At 69.7% G+C, this 19,204-nt stretch carries 20 protein-coding genes; 11 read left to right on the top strand and 9 right to left on the bottom strand.

The features are described from left to right. The first annotated feature begins 31 nt into the window (after positions 1-31). The 6 genes from tsf (at position 32) to G398_RS15910 (ending at position 4,611) form a co-directional block, all read left to right on the top strand. The gene (gene tsf / locus G398_RS0103320) at positions 32-682 is read left to right on the top strand and encodes a translation elongation factor Ts (protein WP_026852541.1); all 651 of its coding nucleotides are present in this window, start codon (positions 32-34) and stop codon (positions 680-682) included. Positions 683-759: 77 nt separating this feature from the next. Then, positions 760-1,464, top strand: a complete 705-nt coding sequence (pyrH, locus tag G398_RS0103325; protein ID WP_026852542.1) for a UMP kinase — start codon at positions 760-762, stop codon at positions 1,462-1,464. A gap of 13 nt (positions 1,465-1,477) precedes the next feature. Then, positions 1,478-2,818, top strand: a complete 1,341-nt coding sequence (locus G398_RS15900) for an FAD-binding oxidoreductase (RefSeq protein WP_052571294.1) — start codon at positions 1,478-1,480, stop codon at positions 2,816-2,818. A gap of 38 nt (positions 2,819-2,856) precedes the next feature. After that, entirely contained in the window at positions 2,857-3,516 is a 660-nt protein-coding gene (locus G398_RS19200; protein ID WP_052571296.1) for a glycerophosphodiester phosphodiesterase, read from the top strand. After that, positions 3,506-3,988, top strand: a complete 483-nt coding sequence (locus tag G398_RS0103340; protein WP_157492265.1) for a hypothetical protein — start codon at positions 3,506-3,508, stop codon at positions 3,986-3,988. Before G398_RS19200 ends, G398_RS0103340 begins: the two co-directional genes overlap by 11 nt. Before the next feature lie 200 nt (positions 3,989-4,188). Beyond that, positions 4,189-4,611, top strand: a complete 423-nt coding sequence (locus G398_RS15910) for a c-type cytochrome (RefSeq protein ID WP_052571298.1) — start codon at positions 4,189-4,191, stop codon at positions 4,609-4,611. A 30-nt stretch (positions 4,612-4,641) separates the two neighbouring features. On the opposite strand, the gene thrC is transcribed toward G398_RS15910, so the two are convergent. The 4 genes from thrC to G398_RS15920 form a co-directional block, all read right to left on the bottom strand. Further along, positions 4,642-5,907 (bottom strand): threonine synthase, encoded by a 1,266-nt coding sequence (gene thrC, locus G398_RS0103350; protein WP_026852544.1) that lies wholly within the window; start codon positions 5,905-5,907, stop codon positions 4,642-4,644. After that, entirely contained in the window at positions 5,904-6,917 is a 1,014-nt protein-coding gene (locus G398_RS15915) for a homoserine kinase (protein WP_052571300.1), read from the bottom strand. Before G398_RS15915 ends, thrC begins: the two co-directional genes overlap by 4 nt. Further along, positions 6,914-9,397, bottom strand: coding sequence for a bifunctional aspartate kinase/homoserine dehydrogenase I (thrA, locus tag G398_RS0103360; protein ID WP_211229033.1), 2,484 nt, complete (start codon positions 9,395-9,397; stop codon positions 6,914-6,916). Before thrA ends, G398_RS15915 begins: the two co-directional genes overlap by 4 nt. A 225-nt stretch (positions 9,398-9,622) precedes the next feature. Then, positions 9,623-10,897, bottom strand: a complete 1,275-nt coding sequence (locus tag G398_RS15920; protein ID WP_052571302.1) for an NTP/NDP exchange transporter — start codon at positions 10,895-10,897, stop codon at positions 9,623-9,625. Positions 10,898-10,988: 91 nt separating this feature from the next. Here G398_RS15920 and G398_RS0103375 point away from each other — a divergent pair, with 91 nt between their 5' ends. Both G398_RS0103375 and G398_RS0103380 read left to right on the top strand, forming a co-directional pair. Further along, positions 10,989-12,116, top strand: coding sequence for an NAD-dependent epimerase/dehydratase family protein (locus tag G398_RS0103375; protein WP_026852546.1), 1,128 nt, complete (start codon positions 10,989-10,991; stop codon positions 12,114-12,116). A 76-nt stretch (positions 12,117-12,192) separates the two neighbouring features. Further along, entirely contained in the window at positions 12,193-12,759 is a 567-nt protein-coding gene (locus G398_RS0103380) for a hypothetical protein (protein ID WP_026852547.1), read from the top strand. A gap of 22 nt (positions 12,760-12,781) precedes the next feature. Here the strand turns inward: G398_RS0103380 and G398_RS0103385 are convergent, their stop codons facing one another. After that, positions 12,782-13,210, bottom strand: coding sequence for a CBS domain-containing protein (locus tag G398_RS0103385; RefSeq protein ID WP_026852548.1), 429 nt, complete (start codon positions 13,208-13,210; stop codon positions 12,782-12,784). A 211-nt stretch (positions 13,211-13,421) separates the two neighbouring features. On the opposite strand from G398_RS0103385, the gene argF reads away from it, so the two are divergent. From argF to G398_RS15925, 3 genes are all read left to right on the top strand, one after another. After that, positions 13,422-14,414 carry an ornithine carbamoyltransferase gene (gene argF / locus G398_RS0103390; protein ID WP_026852549.1) on the top strand — a complete coding sequence of 331 codons (993 nt, stop codon included), beginning with the start codon at positions 13,422-13,424 and terminating at the stop codon, positions 14,412-14,414. Between the two features lie 92 nt (positions 14,415-14,506). Further along, positions 14,507-15,004 carry a hypothetical protein gene (locus G398_RS0103395; RefSeq protein ID WP_026852550.1) on the top strand — a complete coding sequence of 166 codons (498 nt, stop codon included), beginning with the start codon at positions 14,507-14,509 and terminating at the stop codon, positions 15,002-15,004. A 29-nt stretch (positions 15,005-15,033) separates the two neighbouring features. Continuing rightward, the gene (locus G398_RS15925) at positions 15,034-15,450 is read left to right on the top strand and encodes a nuclear transport factor 2 family protein (RefSeq protein WP_043483341.1); all 417 of its coding nucleotides are present in this window, start codon (positions 15,034-15,036) and stop codon (positions 15,448-15,450) included. 6 nt (positions 15,451-15,456) lie between these two features. Here G398_RS15925 and G398_RS0103405 read toward each other — a convergent pair whose 3' ends face one another. From G398_RS0103405 to G398_RS0103420, 4 genes are all read right to left on the bottom strand, one after another. Further along, complete coding sequence (locus tag G398_RS0103405) at positions 15,457-16,800, bottom strand: metallophosphoesterase (protein WP_026852551.1); 1,344 nt, start codon at positions 16,798-16,800, stop codon at positions 15,457-15,459. A gap of 70 nt (positions 16,801-16,870) precedes the next feature. Beyond that, complete coding sequence (gene nuoF / locus G398_RS0103410; RefSeq protein ID WP_052571304.1) at positions 16,871-18,241, bottom strand: NADH-quinone oxidoreductase subunit NuoF; 1,371 nt, start codon at positions 18,239-18,241, stop codon at positions 16,871-16,873. Positions 18,242-18,250: 9 nt separating this feature from the next. Next, the gene (locus tag G398_RS0103415; protein ID WP_052571306.1) at positions 18,251-18,826 is read right to left on the bottom strand and encodes an NADH-quinone oxidoreductase subunit NuoE family protein; all 576 of its coding nucleotides are present in this window, start codon (positions 18,824-18,826) and stop codon (positions 18,251-18,253) included. A 131-nt stretch (positions 18,827-18,957) separates the two neighbouring features. Continuing rightward, positions 18,958-19,200, bottom strand: coding sequence for a CDGSH iron-sulfur domain-containing protein (locus tag G398_RS0103420; RefSeq protein WP_026852554.1), 243 nt, complete (start codon positions 19,198-19,200; stop codon positions 18,958-18,960). Positions 19,201-19,204 lie beyond the last annotated feature (4 nt).

Raw genomic sequence — 19,204 nt, forward strand, 5'->3', positions numbered from 1 at the left:
TTTTTCAAGTTCGAACTTATGAGGAGATGACATGGCATTCACCGCCAATGACGTGAAGAACCTGCGCGAGAAGACCGGCCTCGGCATGATGGACTGCAAGAAGGCCCTGGAGGAGAACAACGGCGACATGGAGCAGGCCGTCGAGTGGCTCCGCAAGAAGGGCCTGGCCGCCTCCGCCAAGAAGGCCGACCGCATCGCCGCCGAGGGCATCGTCGAGGCCTACATCCACCCCGGCGGCCGCGTGGGCGTCCTGGTGGAAGTCAACGCCGAGACCGACTTCGTGGCCCGCAACGAGGCCTTCCAGCGCATGGTGAAGGAGATCGCCATGCACATCGCCGCCGCCGATCCCGCGCCCCGGTTCGTCACCAAGGAGGAAGTCACCCAGGACTTCCTCGACACCGAGAAGCGCATCGCCATGGAGCAGGCCCTGGCCACCGGCAAGCCCCAGAACATCGTCGAGCGCATCGTCGAGGGCAAGATGAACAGCATCTTCAAGGAGGTCTGCCTCCTGGAGCAGCCCTTCATCATGAACCCCGACCTCACGGTGCAGCAGTACCTGTCCCAGAAGACCGCGGAGATCGGCGAGAAGCTGAGCGTCCGCCGCTTCACGAAGTACATCATGGGCGAGGGCCTCGAGAAGCGCAGCGAGAACTTCGCCGCGGAAGTCGCCGCCGCCAAGTAGCGTTTTACCTGCTACAAAAAGGGCGGCCATCTGGCCGCCCTTTTTGTAGGTGAGAACAGCATTCAGATGGAGCCCCGATGAAATTCAAGCGCATCCTCCTCAAACTCTCCGGCGAGGCCCTCATGGGCGAGCAGAAGGGGGGCATCGACCCGGCGGTGGTCAACATGATCGCCGATCAGGTGAAGGCCATCCGGGAGCTGGGCGTGGAGGTGGGCCTCGTCATCGGCGGCGGCAACATCTTCCGCGGCGTGGCGGGCGCCACCAAGGGCATGGACCGCACCACCGCCGACCACATGGGCATGCTGGCCACCATGATCAACGCCTTGGCCCTCCAGGACGCCCTGGAGCACAAGGGCGTGCACACCCGCACCCTCTCGGGCCTGGAGATGCCCAAGGTGGCCGAGAGCTACATCCGGCGCCGCGCCACCCGCCACCTGGAGAAGGGTCGCGTGGTGATCTTCGGCGCGGGCACCGGCAACCCCTACTTCAGCACGGACACCGCCGCGGCCCTGCGCGGCAACGAGATCTCCGCGGACGTGGTGATGAAGGCCACCAACGTGGACGGCATCTACACCGCCGACCCCAAGAAGGACGCCACCGCCACCCGCTTCGACGACATCACGTTCCAGGAAGTGCTGGAGAAGGGCCTCAAGGTCATGGACGCCCCAGCCATCGCGCTCTGCATGGAGAACCGGCTGCCCATCCTCGTCTTCGACATGCACAAGCCCGGCAACCTGGTGGCCGCCGTGAACGGCGAGCCCGTGGGCACCCTGGTGCACTGAGCCCGGCGGGAACATGGCCCGGTCCTGGACCCTCCCCGACGCCACGGTCCTCACGGATCCGGAGGCCCTGGAGCCCTACCGCCGGGACGAATCCCATGTCCAGGGGGAGCTTCCCCTGGCTGTGGCGCTCCCGCGGGGTCCCGCGGCCCTCAAGGAGCTGGTGCGCCTGGCCAAGGCCGAGGGCTTCGGCCTCGTGCCCCGGGGCGCGGGCACGGGCAAGGCCGGCGGCTGCGTGCCCGCGGACAGACGGGCCGTGGTGGTGGACTTCTCCGCCTGGCGCGGCGAGATCCGCCTCTCGCCCCAGGACCTCTGCCTCAGCGCCCCCGCCAGCGCCCCCCTGCGCGAGGTGAAGGCCGCGGCCTCGACCGAGGGCCTCTTCTACCCGCCGGATCCCAACTCCTGGGAGAGCTGCGCCCTGGGCGGCACTCTGGCCACCAACGCGGGAGGCCCCAACGCCTGCAAGTACGGCATGACCCGCCACTGGGTGCTCTCCGTGGACGCCCTGCTGGAGGACGGCGAGATCCACACCTTCGGCATCTCCAGCGTGAAGGCCAACGCGGGCCCGGCCCTGGGCCAGCTGCTCATCGGCAGCGAGGGCATCTTCGGCTTCATCCTGGGCGCCACCCTGCGCCTCACCCCCCTGCCCCGGGAGCACGCCACCCTGCTGCTGCCCGTGGCGCGCTGGGAGGACCTGCTGGACCTGCCGGGCCGGCTGGCGGCATCAGGCTACCTGCCCAGCGCCTTCGAGTTCTTCGATCCCGCCGTGCTGGCGGAGCTGCGCGCCCACGGCCCCGAGGAGGCCCGGCGCCTGCCCGGCGAGGCCCTGGCCATCCTAGAGTTCGATGACCGCGGCTGCACCTCCTCCGCCTTTCTCGAAGGCCTCATGGACCTGCTGGGTCCGGTGGCCGAACACCTGGAGATCGCCTCGGATGCGCGGCAACGGGCCGGCATCTGGGCCGTGCGCCGCATGACCAGTTCCTTCCTCAAGGAGCGCCACCCGAAGAAGGTGAGCGAGGACATCGTCGTGCCCCGCAGCCGCCTGCGCGAGTTCTTCGCGGGGCTGGAGCGCCTGGCCATCCCCAGCGTGACCTACGGCCACCTGGGCGACGGCAACCTGCACGTGAACCTCCTGGGGGCCGGCGAGGCCGATCCCGCGAAGCTGGAAGGCCAGCTCCTGGACCTCTTCCGCCTGGCCCTGTCCCTGGGCGGCACCCTCAGCGGCGAGCATGGCATCGGCCTGTCCAAGCGCGACGCCTTCCTGGCGCTGTCCGACCCGGGCCAGATCCAGGCCCTGCGTGCCCTCAAGCGGGCCCTGGACCCCAGCGGCATCTTCAACCCGGGCAAGGTGATCTGACCTTCGGCGCTATGCTGGGTCCGTCCTCCGGAGCCGCCATGACCGCCACCCGACCCCTGATCCTCGGCCACCGCGGGCTCTCATCCAAGCACCTGGAGAACTCCATGGAGGCCTTCCGCGCGGCGCTGGCGGCGGGCATGGACGGCTTCGAGCTGGACGTGCAGCCCACCCGCGACGGCGTCTGCGCCATCCTCCACGACGACGACCTGGCCCGCACGGCCAACGGCTCCGGGATCCTGCGGAAGCTGAAGGCCGCGGAGCTGCCCGCCCTGAAGAACGGCGAGCCTCTGCCCCGCCTGGCGGACGCGCTGGAACTGCCCGCCAAGCTCATCAACGTGGAGCTCAAGGGCGAGCCAGGCTGGCAGCAGGCCCTGGCCACGGTGGAGGCCGCCGAGGCCCTGAACCGCGTGCTCTTCAGCAGCTTCGAGCACAGCGAGGTGCTGCAGCTCTGGGCTGCCTGCGAGAGCGCCCGCTGCGGCTTCCTGTGGGAGACGGACGAGGCCATGGACCTCGGCTCGGAGGAACTGGCGGACCTGCCGGAGGCCCTGTGGTTCCACCCGCCCCTGAAGGCCGTGAAGGCCCAGCCCCGCCTCTGGCAGCCCTATGCCGGGCGACTGGCCCTCTGGGGCATGAAGACCCCGGCCGAAGCCAGGGACCTGCCCTTCACCCCGGCCGTGCTCATCGCCGATGGGATCTGAACCCTCCTTCAGCGTAGTGGAGCCGGAGCGCGGCCTGGGCCTGCTCTGGCGCAGCCTGGCGGACCTCCGGCTCTTCGGCTGGCTCGGGAACCTCTGGTTCACCACCCTGGCGGACACCGAGGCGGGCCGCAGCCAGGTCAAGCAGGCCGCGGAGGACCACGAAGCCTTGAAGGCCACCCGCCCCTACGCGCAGGTGCTCCAGGCCATCCTCGACGATCCCCAGTACCGGCTGGTGGATCAGGAGCCCGCCCTGGGAGAGCAAGTGCTGATCCACGCGGCCTGCTTCGATGCAACCTGGACCCTGATGCGCGGGGCGGCGGTGGCCCAGGCCCGGTTCCTCCGCCTCTACTGCGTGAGCCGGTTCAAGCCCTTCCGGCAGGCCTACACCTTCGACCTGGCCTCCAACGAGATCACGCGCCACGCCCTCCCAGGGGGCCAGTGGCATCGGGAGGTCCCCTACGCCCTCTGGTGAGGCATCAGCCTTGACGCTTTGTGAACCCGACTCGGGGTACGGCGGTCCTTTCCGTCGAACATGATCTAAAGGTCTTGTTTGAAACAAGCCGCGAGCTACCTTCAGGCCTGAGCTGGGCCACGAGGTGGCTGCAGCCGAGCGTTTCCCCGGCCCTGAAAAGGCAGGGGTGTCCTTGTTCTGTCCCATTCCAGGAGAAGCCCATGTCCTTCCGCGCCGCCTCACTCATCTGCGCCGCCACCCTCGCCCTGCCCGTGCTGGCCCAGGATCCCGCCGTCCGAAACGTCCCCGCGCGCTACACCTCACCCGCCTCGGGGTCCGAGATGTACCTGGCCTACTGCGCCAGCTGCCACGGAGCCAAGGGCCTGGGCAACGGGCCAGTGGCGGCCCACCTGAAGCATCCCGTCCCCGACCTCACGACCCTGAGCCAGCGGAGCAAGGGCACCTTCCCCAGAGAGCACGTGTCCCAGGTCATCCGCGGCGAAGAGAGCGCCGACACCCACGGCCTCCAGGACATGCCCGTGTGGGGACCCGTCTTCCGCAGCTTGAACAGCAGCCAGGAGCCGGTCGTCCGCATGCGCGTGGCCAACCTGGCCCGGCACATCGAGGGCCTCCAGGCCAAGTGATCCGGCAGCGCGCAGAGGTCAGGGCGGAGTTCAGCTCAGCCGCCGCTTGAGGGCCGCCTGGTCCGCGGCCAGGGGCTCGCAGAGCAGGGGCTTCTCCAGCAGGCCGCTGAGGGCCTTGGGCAGCGGAATCTCGCGGCCCAGGGTGGGCTCCAGGGACTCCTTGAACTTGGCGGGGTGGGCGGTGGCGAGGAAGACGCCCTGCTCACCGTCGCGCAGATGGTTCTGGAGCACGCCGCAGGCCACGGCGCCGTGGGGATCCGCCAGGTAGCCTGCGCGGTCCAGCTCAAGGACGGTCTCCCGTGTCTCCGCGTCGCTGCGGCTACCCCAGCGCAAAGCGGCGGCCATGGCGTCGTGGTCGCCGTGGAAGAGGGCGTGGATGCGCTCCCAGTTGCTGGGGGCGCCCACGTCCATGGCGTTGGAGAGGGTGGCCACCGAGGGCCGGGGGCGGTACTCGCCGGTGTCGAGGTAGTCCGGCACCACGCGGTTGGCGTTGGTGGCCACCACGAAGCGGTGGATGGGCGCGCCCGTGGCCTGGGCCAGCAGGCCCGCGTAGAGGTTGCCGAAGTTGCCGCTGGGCACGGCCACCACCAGCGATCCGTGGCCCTGGGCCTGGGCCGCGGCCTCGTAGTAGTACAGCAGCTGGGCCAGCAGGCGCGCGATGTTGATGCTGTTGGCGGATGTGAGGCCCAGGCCCCCCACCAGCTCCGGATCCTCGAAGGCTCCCTTCACCAGGCGCTGGCAGTCGTCGAAGGCGCCGTCCACCGCCAGGGCCAGCACGTTGCCCCCGCAGGTGGCGAACTGGCGCTCCTGCAGGGGCGACACGCGGCCCGCGGGGTAGAGCACCACCACGCGAATGCCCGGCAGCCCCAGGAAGGCGCTGGCCACAGCGGCACCGGTGTCGCCGGAAGTGGCCGTCAGCACCGTGCGCGGCTTCCCCGTGTCCAGGGCCAGCACCCGGGCCAGGAAGCGGGCGCCGAAGTCCTTGAAGGCCAGCGTGGGCCCGTGGAAGAGCTCCAGGGCGGCGAGGCCGGGCCGCACGGACACCAGGGGCGCAGGGAAGGTGAAGGCCGAGCGGGCCAGGTCCTCCACCTCCGGCCGGGACAGCTCGTCGCCCAGGAAGCGGTGGAGGATCTCCGTGGAGCGGGGGAGGAAGTCGAGCTTCAGCAGGTCCGCCGCATCGGCGAAGCGGGGGATCGCCACGGGGGCGAAGAGGCCGCCGTCCGGCGCGAGACCCATGCGGGCGGCCTCCAGGAAGGTGGCGGTGCAGGCGGGATTCCGGGTACTGGCGAGCTTCATGGCTGGGCCTCGAGGAAGAGGGGGCGGGGCACGGGCGAGAGGAGGCGGGCGCCTTCCAGGTCCAGGGCGCAGATCCAGGCCCGGCTGGCGAGGCCGGCCCCGGCGAAGCCCCGCTGGAGGGCCGCAGCCACGAGGCCCGCATCCGCCTCGTCCCCGGCCACGGCGAAGATCGAGGGGCCGGATCCAGACAGCGTGCAGCCCAGGGCGCCGGCGGCCAGGGCCCCGGCCTGGGCGGCGCGGAAGCCCGGCACCAGGGGGGCGCGGTGGGCCTCCACCAGGGGATCGCGCAGGCAGCGGGCCAGGAGGGTCCAGTCGCCCGTGTGCAGCGCGTGCACGAAGCCCGCGAGGTTGCCGGCGAAGTCCACGGTCTCGGCCCAGGCCGGACGCGCGGGCAGGGCCGCCCGGCTCTGGGCCGTGGGCAGCTGGTGGTCCGGGTGGACCACCACCAGCAGCAGGTCCGCCGGCCAGGGCAGGCGCCGGGCCGCGGGCTTCCCGTCCCGGCCCGGCACCGTGAGCTGCAGGCCGCCGAGGAGGGAGGGCGCCACGTTGTCCAGGTGGATGCCGCCGCTGGTGGAGCCCTCGGCCCGGCCCGCCAGCTCCAGCAGCTCAGGGACGCCCAGGGGATCGCCGCAGAGGGCCTGGAGCGCCGCCAGGGTCGCCACGACGGAGCTGGCGCTGGAGCCCAGGCCGCTGGCCACGGGCAGCCGCTTCTCCAGCCGCAGGGCGAAGGGGCCGGCCGGGCGTCCCAGGGCCTTCAGGGCCTCGCGGTAGAGGTCTGCGGCCCGCTGGACGAGGTTGGGCCGCGTGTCGCCCGCCAGGGCCTCGGCGAAGGGCCCTTCCAGATTGAAGGAAGGCTCGGAGGCCGGCGCCGCATGCACGAGGTCGCCGAGGAGGCTGCCGTCCAGGGGGGCGAGGGCCGCGCCCAGCAGGTCGAAGCCCGCGGCGAAGTTGCCGATGCTGGCGGGAGCGTAGGCGGTCACGCTCCCCGGAAGAAGGTCCCGCTCCATCATGCGGGCCTCCGCCGCGAGGGGCGCGCGCCCGGGGGCACCAGGCGCAGCACGTCCGCCAGCACGCCCGCCGCCGTGACCTCGGCGCCGGCGCCGTAGCCGCGGATCACCATCGGGTGGGGCTGGTAGCGCTCCGTGAGCAGAGCCAGGGCGTTCTCGCCGCCCTTGATGGCCATGAAGGGATGCTCCCCGTCCACGGGCAGGAGCCCGACGCGACAGCCGCTGTCCGAAAGGCTCCCCACGTAGCGCAGAGTCTTCCCTTCGGCCTTGAGGGCGGTCAGCCGCTCGCGGAAGGGGCCGTCCAGCTCCGGCAGCCGGGCCAGGAAGGCGGGGATGTCGCCGCTGGCGTCGAACTCGGGCGGCAGGAGCCCCTCCACCACCACGTCCGACAGCTCCAGCTCCATGCCCAGCTCCCGGGCCAGGATGAGGAGCTTGCGCGCCACGTCCATGCCGCTGAGGTCGTCGCGGGGATCGGGCTCCGTGAAGCCGCTCTCCTTGGCGGAGCGCACGGCCTCGGATAGGGGCACGCCATCTCCCAGGAGGCCCAGGATGTACGACATGGAGCCCGAGAGGATGCCCTCGGCCCGCAGCACGCGGTCGCCGGTGAGCACCAGGTTCTTCACGGTGTCGATGATGGGCAGGCCCGCGCCCACGTTGGCCTCGTAGAGGAAGCGCAGGCCCTTCTTCGAGGACCGCTCCCGCAGCTCGCGGTAGAAGGCCTGGGAGGCGCTGTTGGCCTTCTTGTTCGCCGTCACCACGTGGAAGCCCGCGTCGAAGAGATCGGGGTAGCGCGAGGCCAGCTCGCCGCTGGTGGTGCAGTCCACCAAGACAGACAGGGCGGGCGGCCCGTTGCGGACGACCGCCATCAGGCGGTCCAGGTCCATGGCCTCCCCCTGGGCCAGGTCCTCGCGCCAGTGGTCCAGGTCCAGACCCTTGGCGTCCAGGCGCATGCGGCGGCTGGTGGCGACGGTGGCCACCCGCAGGTCCAGCCCCTGGGCCGCCAGCTTGGCCTGCTGCCGGTGGATCTGGCCCAGCAGGCTGCCGCCCACGTTGCCCGCGCCAAGGAGGTGCACGTCCACCACCACCTGGGTCTGGAAGAAGCGGCGGTGGATGTGCGGCACGGCCCGGGCGCCCTCCGCCTCCTCCACCACGGCGGAGATGATGCGCTCGCTGGCCCCCTGGGCGATGGCCACCACGTTGCAGCCCACCTCGGCCAGGGCGTCGAAGAAGGTGCCCGCCACGCCCGCGCGGGTGCGCATGCCGTCTCCCACGATGCTGAGGACGGAGAGGCCGTCGCGCAGGTCCAGGGGATCCAGGAAGCCCGCCGCCAACTCCGCGGGGAAGGCCTCCTGGATGGCCGCCACGGCGCCGGGGCCGTCCGCCTGGCGCACGGCGAAGCAGATGGACAGCTCCGAGGAGCTCTGCGTGATGAGCACCACCGAGATGCCCTTGCGCGCCAGGGCGCCGAACACGCGCCCCGCGATGCCGGGCACGCCCAGCATGCCCGGCCCCGTGAGATTCACCACCGAGAGGCCCCGGAGGAAGGAGATGCCCCGCACGCCGCTGGGGGGGGGCGGCACCGCCTCGCGGATCACCGTGCCGGGGTGGGCGGGATCGAAGGCGCTGCACACCCGCACGGGGATGCCCCGCTCGCGCACGGGAGGGATGGTCTTGGGATGGAGCACCTTGGCGCCGAAGAAGGAGAGCTCCATGGCTTCCTCGAAGCTGGCCTCCGGCAGCGGGAAGGCCTCGGGCACCAGACGGGGGTCGGCGCTGTAGAGACCGTCCACGTCCGTCCAGATCTCCAGCAGGTCCGCATCCAGGGCCGCGGCGGCGAGGGCCGCGCTGTGGTCGGAGCCGCCCCGGCCCAGGGAGAGGATGCGCCCCTGGGCATCGCCGCCGAAGAAGCCCGGCAGCACCCAGAGGTCGCCCGCGCCGGCCTTCACGGCGGCGAAGCTCCGCTCCGTCTCCGCCAGGCAGGGCCGGGCCTGGAGGGGGTCGCCCTCCACGCGGACGTGGGCCACGGGATCCAGGTAGCGGGGCTCAAGCCCCCGGGCCGCCAGCAGGCCCACCAGGATGGCGCAGGAGGCCCGCTCACCCAGGCTGGACACCTGGGCCCGCACCGCGGGCGGTCCCTCCTCCAGCAGGGCCATGCCATGGAGCAGGCGGCGGCCCAGGGCCTCCAGCTCGCCCAGCTCCCCGCGCAGCGGGGCCGCGCTGGCGCCCAGCTCCTCCGCCAGGGCCTCCACCACCTCCGCATGGAGGTCCCGGAAGTTGTCCATGAGCCGGTCGGCGGCGGCGGGGTCCGGCACGCGCCCCTCGTTCACCAGCAGGTTCGTCACCCCGGCCATGGCCGAGGCCACCACGCAGACGCGGTGGGTGGCCCGGGCGGCGGCCACCAGGTCTGCCACGGCACGCAGGCGCCCAGCGCCGGCGACGCTGGTGCCGCCGAATTTCATGACGCGGATGGGGGTGGGCTGCATGGGGGCTCCGTCGGGTTAAAAACAGAAAGCCCCGCGGGGTGCGCGGGGCCGAATCTGAAGGAAGGGTCAGGTCAGGCGCCGCGCTGGACCGGGTGCGTAATGGTACCGTTGGTGGTGGTCATCAGGTTGGACAGGGTGGTACCCATCGCGGAGATCCGCGAGACACCGGAGAACTGTCCAGACACTCGAACCATGTCCGACATCATCCTGGAAGATGGAGGAAAGTCAACCGGAATCCCTCACGCGCCGGCCCAGAGCGACGCTGCCGCCCAGCCACAGGCCCGAGCATCCCACCGCCGCCAGCCCCACGGGGACGGCCAGGGCGGCGAAGGCCGTGGGCGCCCACACGCCCAGCAGATCGCCGCCGCGGTAGATGAAGGTGTCGATGAAGGGTTTTGATTTGTAGCGTTCCTCGGGGCCCAGGGGGATGTAGAGAATCTCCCGCGCGGGCCGGTCCACGGCGTAGTGCAGGCCCCGGCGGAGCACCTGGAAGAGGGCCATGACGCCGAAGGTGGGCCAGGCCCACAGGGCGCCGAAGCCTGCCAGGCTCAGCAGAGGCAGGATGGACAGCACCACGGGGACGCCCAAGGCCGTGATGAGGCGGCCCGTGAGGAACACCTGGGTGGCCAGGGTGAGCACGTTCACCCACAGGTCGATGCGGGCGAAGGCCGCCGTGCGCGCCGCCGTGCCACTGAAGGTCCGTGCCACGATGGCGCCCTGCTCCAGGTAGAGGAAGGTGCTGGTGATGGTGAAGAGCAGGATGTAGGCGCAGATGAGCTGGAGGTAGCGGGAGGTCGCAATGAGGCGCAGGCCCGCCAGCAGGCCCGGCCCCGGCTCCCGCGCGGCCTGGGCGGCGTCACCCAGCCGGAAGAGGGAAGCCAGGCGCTTCACGCACTGCACGGCCAGCTCCAGCGTCAGCGCCGAGAGCAGCAGCAGCGAGAGGGGATCCACCTTCAGATGGAGGCCGCCCAGGGTGAGGCCCTTCGTGAGGGCCCCGGTCACCCCCGCCCCGGCGATCGCACCCAAGCTCCCCCCCATGGCGATGACGCCGAAGAGACGCCTGCCCTGGGCCCCGGACCACACATCCGACATGAGGCCCCAGAACACGGACACCACGAAGAGGTTGAAGACGCTGAGCCAGATGTAGAAGGCGTAGCCGAGCGCGACGCCGCCGTGGTTCGGCAGCAGGCGGAAGGCCAGGAAGAAGACCAGCATGTTGAGGGCGAAGAAGCGGTAGGCCCAGGGGATGAAGCGCCGGCGCGGCAGCCTCGACACCAGGGCCGCGAAGGCCGGGTTGGCCAGGGCCATGGCCAGGAGGGTGCCCGTCATGAGCCAGGGCAGCTTGTCGGCTCCCCGGGCGATGCCCATGGTCTCGCGCACGGGTCGCAGCAGGTAGTAGCCGAAGAGCAGCAGGAAGAAGTACAGGACCGACCAGGCCAAGGCCCGGGCCTCCCCCTCCTCCAGCAGCACCAGGCGACGAAACAGGCGGGCGGGCGTCATGGGACTCCGGAAAAGATGTTGCGGGAGCGAATGGAGGGAGTATATATCGATTCACGATGCATCTAGCCCATCCTTCCCGCCGGAGGTTTTCATGACCGTCTCCCGCCGTGAGTTCCTCCAGTGGTCCGCCGCTGCCTCGGCCCTGGCCGCCACCGGCCTGGACCTGTCCGCCGCCCCCGCCAAGACCGCGCCGAAGAAGATCCTCATCCTCGGCGGCACGGGCTTCCTGGGCCCCGCCACCATCGAGATCGCCCAGAGCCGCGGCCACCACGTGACCATGTTCAATCGCGGGAAGACGCGCCCCGACCTCTTCCCGGGCGTGGAGAAGCTGCACGGCGACCGCGACCCTAAGAAGGGCGAGGGCCTGAAGGCGCTCGAGTCGGGTAGCTGGGACGCCGTCATCGACAACAGCGCCTACTACCCGCGCATGGTGGCCGCCTCCGCGGGCCTGCTGGCCCCGCGGGTGAAGCAGTACCTGATCATCTCCAGCATCAGCGCCTACAAGGAGCCCAACCCCGAGAACGGCACCGAGGACGCGCCCCTGGCCACGCTCGCCGACCCCGCGGTGGAGGAGATGGGGAAGGAATACCAGAACTACGGCGGCCTCAAGGCCCTGTGCGAGCAGGCCGCCCAGAAGGCCCTGCCCGGCCGGACCGCGGTGATCCGCCCCGGCTACATCGTGGGTCCCGACGATCCCACGGGCCGCTTCACCTACTGGCCCGTGCGCTTCGACCGGGGCGGCGAGCTCGCCGTGCCCGGTTCTGCCTCCGACCCGGTGGAGATCATCGATGTCCGCGACCTGGCGGCCTGGCTGGTGCACCTGGTTGAGCGGGGCACCACGGGCACCTTCAACGCCTGCGGTCCCGAGAAGCGCCTCGCCTGGGGCAGCCTGGTGGAGGCCTTCCAGAAGGCCGGGAACGCGAACGCCAAGCCCGTCTGGATCCCCACGGACTTCCTGGCGAAGCAGAAGGACATCGAGTTCCCCATCTGGGCCCCCTACGCGGGCGAGACCAAGGGCTTCCACACCTGGCGCAACGACCGCGCCGTGAAGGCCGGCCTGCGCTTCCGCCCCGCCTTCGAGACCGTGAGGGACACCCTCGCCTGGTACAAGATCCAGGAGAAGGTGGAGAAGGGCCGCACCCGCCTCGCCGGGCCCGCAGCCGAGCAGGAGGCCAAGCTCATCCTGGCCTGGCGCGAATCCCTCAAGGCCAAGGGCTGACCGGATCCCCCCGCGCCCGCGGACGCAGGCCCCATGCGACAATGGCCTCAATCCACGGTGAGCGACAAGGATCCCCATGACCTCCCAGCCCGATAAAGCGCCCAAGAAGGACAAGCCGAAGAAGCAGACGCCGGAGCAGCGCCAGGAGCTCATGCGCTACAACCGCATGATGTACGGCCCCACGGCCCGGGAAGTGAAGCCCGTGGCCAAGAAGGTCAACTACGGGTCCGCCTACCTGAGCCACCCCAAGTTCCAGAGCCTGATGGCCGCCTTCCGGAAGGGGACCGCCTTCAAGTTCGAGGTCTCGGACAAGGGCAAGACCTACGCCATCGCCACGGACGGCACCGACATCTCCTTCAACGGGCGGACCATCTTCTACTCCCGCCCCATGAACCGGTACGAGGACCACCTCCTGCTGGACCGGGTATCCCTCACCCAGTACCAGACCACCGAGGCCCTCATCCATCTGGCCTTCGCCGTGCTCCGCAGCTTTCCTGAGCTCGCCGGCCACCAGTTGGCCTACATGCAGCACGAGTTCTACTACGGCGCTGAGCCCCTGGAGGCGGGCATCCCCACGGGAGGGCCCAACCTCCTGCTGGGTTCGTACCGGCACAGCAAGGTCCAGGAGCGGGCCCGGAGCTGAGCCGCTCCGGTCCCGGATGGGCTCAGGTGTGGATGTAGTGCACCAGCTGGTCGATGGTGAACTGCTGGTCGGAAATGGTCTCTTTCACCAGGTCGCCGATGGAGAGGATGCCCAGCACCTCGTTGTCCTCCCCCAGCACCGGCAGGTGGCGGATGTGCTTGCCCGTCATGAGGGCCATGCATTCCTCCACGGTCTCGTCCAGAGTCACGCAGCTCACGCGCTCGCTCATGATCTCCCGCACGAGCGTGTCCTTCGAGGTCTTGCCCTTGAGGATGATCTTCCGGGCATAGTCCCGCTCCGAGAAGATCCCCACCAGCCGCCCGCCCTCCAGCACCAGCAGGGCGCCGATGTCATGCTGGGCCAATAGCGTCAGGGCCGTGAACACCGTGTCGTCGGGCCCCACCGACACCAGGGCCTTCTTGCCTTGGATCAACTGGGCGAGTGGTCGCATGCATGCCTCCCGGGCTCGGCTGAGGATGGGTTCTGGGATCGTGGCCCTGACTATACGGCCAAGTCGCGGACGGGGGGAGGGCGTATTCCAAGGTCTACCGCCCGGTCCATTACGACACTGTGTCAAAGAGAACCCGTGACCGCCCTTTCAAATCGCTGGAATCCGGGCACGGCGATACCCTAGGCCTTTGAATCGGATCGGGAGGACCCCCATGGCCGTCAACCTCAAGGGACGCAGCTTTCTCACCCTCATGGACTTCACCCCCCTGGAGGTGCGCTACCTCCTGGACCTCTCCCGGGACCTGAAGGCCAAGAAGCGCATGGGCCTCCACGGCGAGGCGCTGAAGGGCAAGAACATCGTGCTGCTCTTCGAGAAGACCAGCACCCGCACCCGCTGCGCCTTCGAGGTCGGAGCCCTGGAGGAGGGCGCCCACGTCACCTTCCTCGATTCCGCCAGCTCCCAGGTGGGGAAGAAGGAATCCATCGAGGACAGCGCCAAAGTGCTGGGCCGCTTCTACGACGGCATCGAGTACCGCGGCTACAAGCAGGAGGTCGTGGAGGCCCTGGCCAAGCACAGCGGCGTGCCCGTGTGGAACGGCCTCACGGATACCGACCACCCCACCCAGATCCTGGCGGACTTCCTCACCATCGAGGAGCACGTGGCCAAGCCCCTGAACAAGGTGAAGCTGGTCTTCTGCGGCGACATCCGCAACAACATGAGCTACGCCCTGATGTACGGCGCCGCCAAGACCGGCATGCACATGGTGGCCCTGGGGCCGAAAGAACTGGCCCCGGATCCGGCCGTCCTGGCCGCCGCCCGCAAGGCCGCCGAGGAGACCGGCGCCACCATCGAGGTGACCGATGATGTGGCCGCCGCCGTGAAGGGCGCTGACGTGCTCTACACCGACGTCTGGGCCAGCATGGGCGAGGAGGACCAGATCCCCCAGCGCGTGAAGCTGCTCACGCCCTACAAGGTCACCATGGAGATGGTCCAAAAGACCGGCAACCCCGATGTGAAGTTCCTCCACTGCCTGCCGGCCTTCCACGACTTCGAGACCAAGCTGGCCAAGGAGCAGAAGGCCCTGGGCCACGACATCCGCGAGGTCACCGACGAGGTGTTCCGCAGCCGCCACAGCGTGGTCTTCGACGAGGCCGAGAACCGCATGCACACCATCAAGGCGGTCATGGTGGCGACCATCGGGTGAGACTTTGCCTTTCGCAGAAATGGCCCCGATGGGGCCATTTCTGCGCACGGAGTGCTATGGTGGGACCACTCATCCCATCCATCGGAGGCACCATGCGATCGGCCCGTCTGTTCGTTGTCCCTGTACTCGCGGCGCTGTCCCTGGCGGCCCAGGAGTCGCCCCTCTCCGGCACCTGGACCCAGACCAGGGCCGATGACATCGCCGCGGCCATCGACGCCACGGTGAAGGACATGAACTTCATCAAGCGGCCCATCGCCCGGGGGCGTCTGGCGAAGCTGAACCCGGCCTACAAGAAGGTCACCATCACCATCACCGACAAGGGCGTCGCCGTGAAGCTGGATGACCGGGCCCCCATCCTCATGGCCGCCGCCGGCAAGGCCACGCCCTGGACCCGCGAAGACGGCGAGAAGTTCATGGTGGCCGCCCAGGTGGAGAAGGACCGGCTCATCCAGACCTTCAAGAACGAGGAGGGCGAACGCACCAACGTCTTCCGGCTGGGCCCGGACGGCAAGACCCTCACGCTCACCGCCACCATCAAGAGCGGCAAGCTACCCAAACCACTGACCTACAGCATCACCTTCGGGCGCTAGCATTCCCCAGCGTCCCCCGGGGGTGACTCATGAAACGCCCCACGCGGCTCCTCCTCACGATCCCGGTCCTGGCGCTCCTGCTCGCCTGCCGCCCGGCAGCCCTCGCCCCGGATGCCCCGGACACGGCCGACACCCGGGCCGTGCTGGGGTTCCTCGAGGCCTACGGGCGCAGAGACCTGGACGGGATGATGCGCTTCCTCACCGCGGACGCGGTCTTCCGGGGCTCAGGCCGGGAGCTGTCCAAGCCGGAGATCCGGGCCTTCTTCCAAACCACCTTCCAGAAGCACCCGGGCCTCCGCGTGGAGATCGGCGCCCTCCGCGTCATCCAGGGCGCCGTCCACGCCCGCGTCACCGTGCGGACCGACGGCATCTGGACCGACACCTGGATCTTCGAGATGCGGGAGCACCGGATCCGCGCCTACTCGCTCGCCTCCGGGCGGCGCTAGTCCGAATCACTTCGTGAGCGTGATCCGGTCGAGCTCGCGGCCCTCGGGGTCGAGCTGGCGCACTTTCAGGGCGCGGCCGGCCACGTCCAGCACCGTGAAGGAGTGCCGGTCGGAAATGAAGGTGCGGGTCCAGGGCTGCCAGCTCGCCCGCACCTCCGTCTGCCAGGGGTCGTAGAGCTCCGCCCCGCCGGCGCCGGTGACGATGTGGATGACGCCCCTGGCGCGCGTGGCCGTCTTTCCGTCGAAGGCCTCGTCCACGGTGAAGGCCCCCTCCACGGGCCTGCTCCTGGGTCCCACCTTCGTGGGCCTGAAGCGCAGGGGCGCGGTGCGCTGGTAGTTGTGGACGTGGCCGGCCAGCACCAGGTCCACGCCGTACTGCTCGAGGAGGGGGCTGATGGGCCGCATCCACTGGTCGTCCATGTGGCTCCGGGAGCTCTGGAACAGGGGGTGGTGGAGGGCCACGATACGCCAGGTGGCGCCCTGCGCGGCCTTCAGGTCGGCCTCCAGCCAGGCCTTCAGGGCCGGGCTCGTCCAGTCCGCGTAGACGTTGGAGTCCAGGACCGTCCAGTGGACGTTGCCATAGTCGAAGCTGTAGCTGGCCATGCGCGGGAAGGCGGGACCCGCGGCAGCCACCACGGCATCGTGCACCCCGGCCACCATCGGCGCGGCGTTCGGCCCGCCGGGCTCCAGGGCGGGCCCGTCGAGGGGCATGGACCAGTAGGCGAAGTAGGCGGCCGCGTCCCCCAGGCCCTTGAAGGGCACGTCATGGTTGCCGGGTACGCCCAGAAAGGGCACGGACCGCATCAGGGGGAACCCCTCCGCGTTGTAGACGGGGAAGAAGTGGGTGCGGTACTCCGAGGCGCGGCCCCGGCCGTAGACCAGATCCCCCACGATGAAGACCGCATCCGGATGCGCGCCAGCCACGGCCTTCGCAAGGGCCTGCTGGGCGGCGGAGCCATCGGCGGCATCCCCGAATACCACCATGCGATGGGCGCCGGGGCGCCGGGCCTGCGCCTCCGCCTCGAAGACCACCTTCCCCTCCAGCTTCACCCGGTAGGGCACCTTCACGCCGGGCGTCAGGTTCCGCAGCGTCGCGCGGTAGATGCGGTGGGCCGGCAGGGGCGGGGCGTCGAGGCGCCGGTAGGCCGGCGCGGCCTGCGCCACCCAGCCCCGGGGACCCTTCACCTCCACGCTCCAGGCCGCGTCGCGGTCCTCCGCGTGCCACAGCAGATCCAGGCGCTCCTTCGCGGCGAGCTTCGGCGCATCCCCCAGCTGCAGGTAGGGCTTCACCAGGAAGGCGTCCTGGGCCGACAGGACCGCGGTGAGGACGAGGAGCAGGAGGGGACGCATGGGCCATTATCCATGCTCAGAAAACGGGCGCCGAGGGCGCCCGTTTTCTGAGGAGATGACGGAAGGAAAGCTAGTGCGCCCCCACCGCCGACAGCAGCCGCGAGCCCTGCGCGTAGCAGGTCTTATGGGTGATGTGATGCTCGAACTCGTGCCGGAACTTCTGGAGGGCCGAATCCATGGGGCCGCAGGCGGCATCACCCAGGGGGCAGAGGGTCCGCAGGCCGATGCGGGGGGTGAGGGTGGCCAGCAGGTCCAGGTCCTCCATGCGGCCCTGGCCGTGCTCGATGCGGTAGAGCACCATCTCCATCCAGTTGCAGCCCTCACGGCAGGGCGTGCACTGGCCGCAGCTCTCATGGGCGTAGAACTTGATGAGGCGCAGGGTGGCCTGCACCATGCAGGTGTCCTCATCCATGCAGATGAGGCCGCCGGAACCGGCCATGGAGCCGCGGGCCTTCACGGTATCGAAGTCCAGGGGGCAGTCGAAGTCCTTCTCGTCGAACATGGGGGCGCTGGCGCCGCCGGGGATGATGGCCTTGATCTTCTTGCCGGTGCTGGAGCCGCCCGCCAGCTCGTTGACCACGAAGTCCATGGGCGTGCCCAGGGGCAGCTCGAAGAGGCCCGGACGCTTCACATGGCCGCTGACGCCGAAGATGCGGGTGCCCGTGTTCTTGGGGGTGCCCAGCTTGGCGTACTCGGCGCCGCCCATGCGCATGATCGGGGGAACCGCAGCCAGGGTCTCCACGTTGTTCACGGTGGTGGGCTGGCCGAAGGCGCCCTTGGCCGCCGGGAAGGGCGGCTTCACGCGGGGCTCGCCGCGGCGGCCCTCCAGCGAGTTCAGCAGGGCCGTCTCCTCGCCGCAGATGTAGGCGCCGGCGCCGCGGTAGACCAGGATGTCGTAGTCCCAGCCCGTGCCCAGGATGTTCTTGCCGAGGTAACCGGCGTCGCGGGCCTGCTGAATGGCGGCCTCCAGCTTCTCGATGAGCCAGAGGAACTCGCCGCGGATGTAGACGAAGCCCAGCTTGCACTGCATGGCCCAGCCGCCGATGATCATGCCCTCGATGAGCTGGTGCGGGTTGTACTCGAGGATGGCGCGGTCCTTGAACGTGCCGGGCTCGCCTTCGTCGCCGTTGCACACCAGGTAGCGGGTGAACTTACGCTCGGGCGTGTCCTTGGGCATGAAGGACCACTTGAGGCCCGCCGGGAAGCCGGCGCCGCCGCGGCCCCGGATGCCGGAGGCCTTCATCTCCTCGACCACGGCCACGGGCTCCAGCTTCAGCGCGGCCTTCATGGCCACGTAGCCCTCGTGCTTCTGCTCGTAGACCTTGAGGTGCCAGTTGTCCAGGTCCCCCGCGCCGCGGAGCATCAAGTTCGGGAACTTGTCCGTGCCGAAGCCGGGGAACGTGTAGATCTGGGGATCGGGCTTGGTTCGAATGGCTGCCATGGATTCCCCCTACTTCGCCCAGGGGCGGTAGTCGCCGCGCTTGCAGGCTTCCATCACATCGAGGAGCTTCTTCTCGTCCACGAACTCGTCGTAGACGTCGTGGTTCACCTGCACGCAGGGGCCGCTGCCGCAGCCGGCGAGGCACTCGACCTCCTCCACGCTCCACATGCCGTCGGCGCTGGGGCCCTGGCCGGGCTTCACGCCAGTCTTCTCGCAGACCTTCTCCAGCAGCTGGGCGGCGCCGCGCAGGGCGCAGCTGATGTTGGTGCAGACCTGCAGGTGGAACTTACCCACCGGGGCCTTCTGGTACATCGTGTAGAAGGTCGCCACGCCGAAGACGTGGCCCTCGGGGATGCCGATGGCCTTCGCCACGGCCTTCATCGCCGAGAGGCTCACGAAGCCGAACTCGCGCTGGGCGATGTGCAGGGCCGGCAGCGTGGCCGCGAGCTTGTCGGGGAACTTGGCCATGATGGCCTGGATCTCCGCCAGGGCCTCGGGACTGAATTCCTTTCGCTCGGATTCCGGAAGCCGCTGGCCCGGCGCCAGGGGCTCGTTCGAGGTCTCGGGAGGCAGAGGATGGTTCATGGGCGCGCTCGCATGAATGGCCAGTTTAGCCGAACCCATCGCTCCTGACAGGGCCGGAGCCGCCGCGCAGGCGCAAAAAAGGAGGCGCCGGACCGGGTCCGGCGGCTCCCATCGCGGCCTCCGTCCGGGGATCAGAGGTCGCAGTGCGCTCCGTCACAGAATGGCGCGGTCTTGGTCTGCTTGCACTGGCAGAACGCCTTCTTGCCGGCCTCCAGGATCTCCACCTTCATGGGCGTCATGGAGGTCACCTTGTGGGCCCCATCGCAGAAGGGCTGCTTGGAGCTGAGGCCGCAGGAGCACCACCAGTAGGTGCCGGGCTCCAGATCCAGGACAGCCGGGCTCTTGGCCGCGACCTTCGGGAAAGTCTCGCTCATGGAT

The organism is Geothrix fermentans DSM 14018 (assembly GCF_000428885.1).
Lineage (GTDB): Bacteria > Acidobacteriota > Holophagae > Holophagales > Holophagaceae > Geothrix > Geothrix fermentans.

Coding starts and splice junctions, on each gene's coding strand:
- tsf (WP_026852541.1), top strand. CDS start 32: ATGGCATTCACCGCCAATGACGTGAAGAACCTGCGCGAGAAGACCGGC.
- pyrH (WP_026852542.1), top strand. CDS start 760: ATGAAATTCAAGCGCATCCTCCTCAAACTCTCCGGCGAGGCCCTCATG.
- G398_RS15900 (WP_052571294.1), top strand. CDS start 1,478: ATGGCCCGGTCCTGGACCCTCCCCGACGCCACGGTCCTCACGGATCCG.
- G398_RS19200 (WP_052571296.1), top strand. CDS start 2,857: ATGACCGCCACCCGACCCCTGATCCTCGGCCACCGCGGGCTCTCATCC.
- G398_RS0103340 (WP_157492265.1), top strand. CDS start 3,506: ATGGGATCTGAACCCTCCTTCAGCGTAGTGGAGCCGGAGCGCGGCCTG.
- G398_RS15910 (WP_052571298.1), top strand. CDS start 4,189: ATGTCCTTCCGCGCCGCCTCACTCATCTGCGCCGCCACCCTCGCCCTG.
- thrC (WP_026852544.1), bottom strand. CDS start 5,907: ATGAAGCTCGCCAGTACCCGGAATCCCGCCTGCACCGCCACCTTCCTG.
- G398_RS15915 (WP_052571300.1), bottom strand. CDS start 6,917: ATGATGGAGCGGGACCTTCTTCCGGGGAGCGTGACCGCCTACGCTCCC.
- thrA (WP_211229033.1), bottom strand. CDS start 9,397: ATGCAGCCCACCCCCATCCGCGTCATGAAATTCGGCGGCACCAGCGTC.
- G398_RS15920 (WP_052571302.1), bottom strand. CDS start 10,897: ATGACGCCCGCCCGCCTGTTTCGTCGCCTGGTGCTGCTGGAGGAGGGG.
- G398_RS0103375 (WP_026852546.1), top strand. CDS start 10,989: ATGACCGTCTCCCGCCGTGAGTTCCTCCAGTGGTCCGCCGCTGCCTCG.
- G398_RS0103380 (WP_026852547.1), top strand. CDS start 12,193: ATGACCTCCCAGCCCGATAAAGCGCCCAAGAAGGACAAGCCGAAGAAG.
- G398_RS0103385 (WP_026852548.1), bottom strand. CDS start 13,210: ATGCGACCACTCGCCCAGTTGATCCAAGGCAAGAAGGCCCTGGTGTCG.
- argF (WP_026852549.1), top strand. CDS start 13,422: ATGGCCGTCAACCTCAAGGGACGCAGCTTTCTCACCCTCATGGACTTC.
- G398_RS0103395 (WP_026852550.1), top strand. CDS start 14,507: ATGCGATCGGCCCGTCTGTTCGTTGTCCCTGTACTCGCGGCGCTGTCC.
- G398_RS15925 (WP_043483341.1), top strand. CDS start 15,034: ATGAAACGCCCCACGCGGCTCCTCCTCACGATCCCGGTCCTGGCGCTC.
- G398_RS0103405 (WP_026852551.1), bottom strand. CDS start 16,800: ATGCGTCCCCTCCTGCTCCTCGTCCTCACCGCGGTCCTGTCGGCCCAG.
- nuoF (WP_052571304.1), bottom strand. CDS start 18,241: ATGGCAGCCATTCGAACCAAGCCCGATCCCCAGATCTACACGTTCCCC.
- G398_RS0103415 (WP_052571306.1), bottom strand. CDS start 18,826: ATGAACCATCCTCTGCCTCCCGAGACCTCGAACGAGCCCCTGGCGCCG.
- G398_RS0103420 (WP_026852554.1), bottom strand. CDS start 19,200: ATGAGCGAGACTTTCCCGAAGGTCGCGGCCAAGAGCCCGGCTGTCCTG.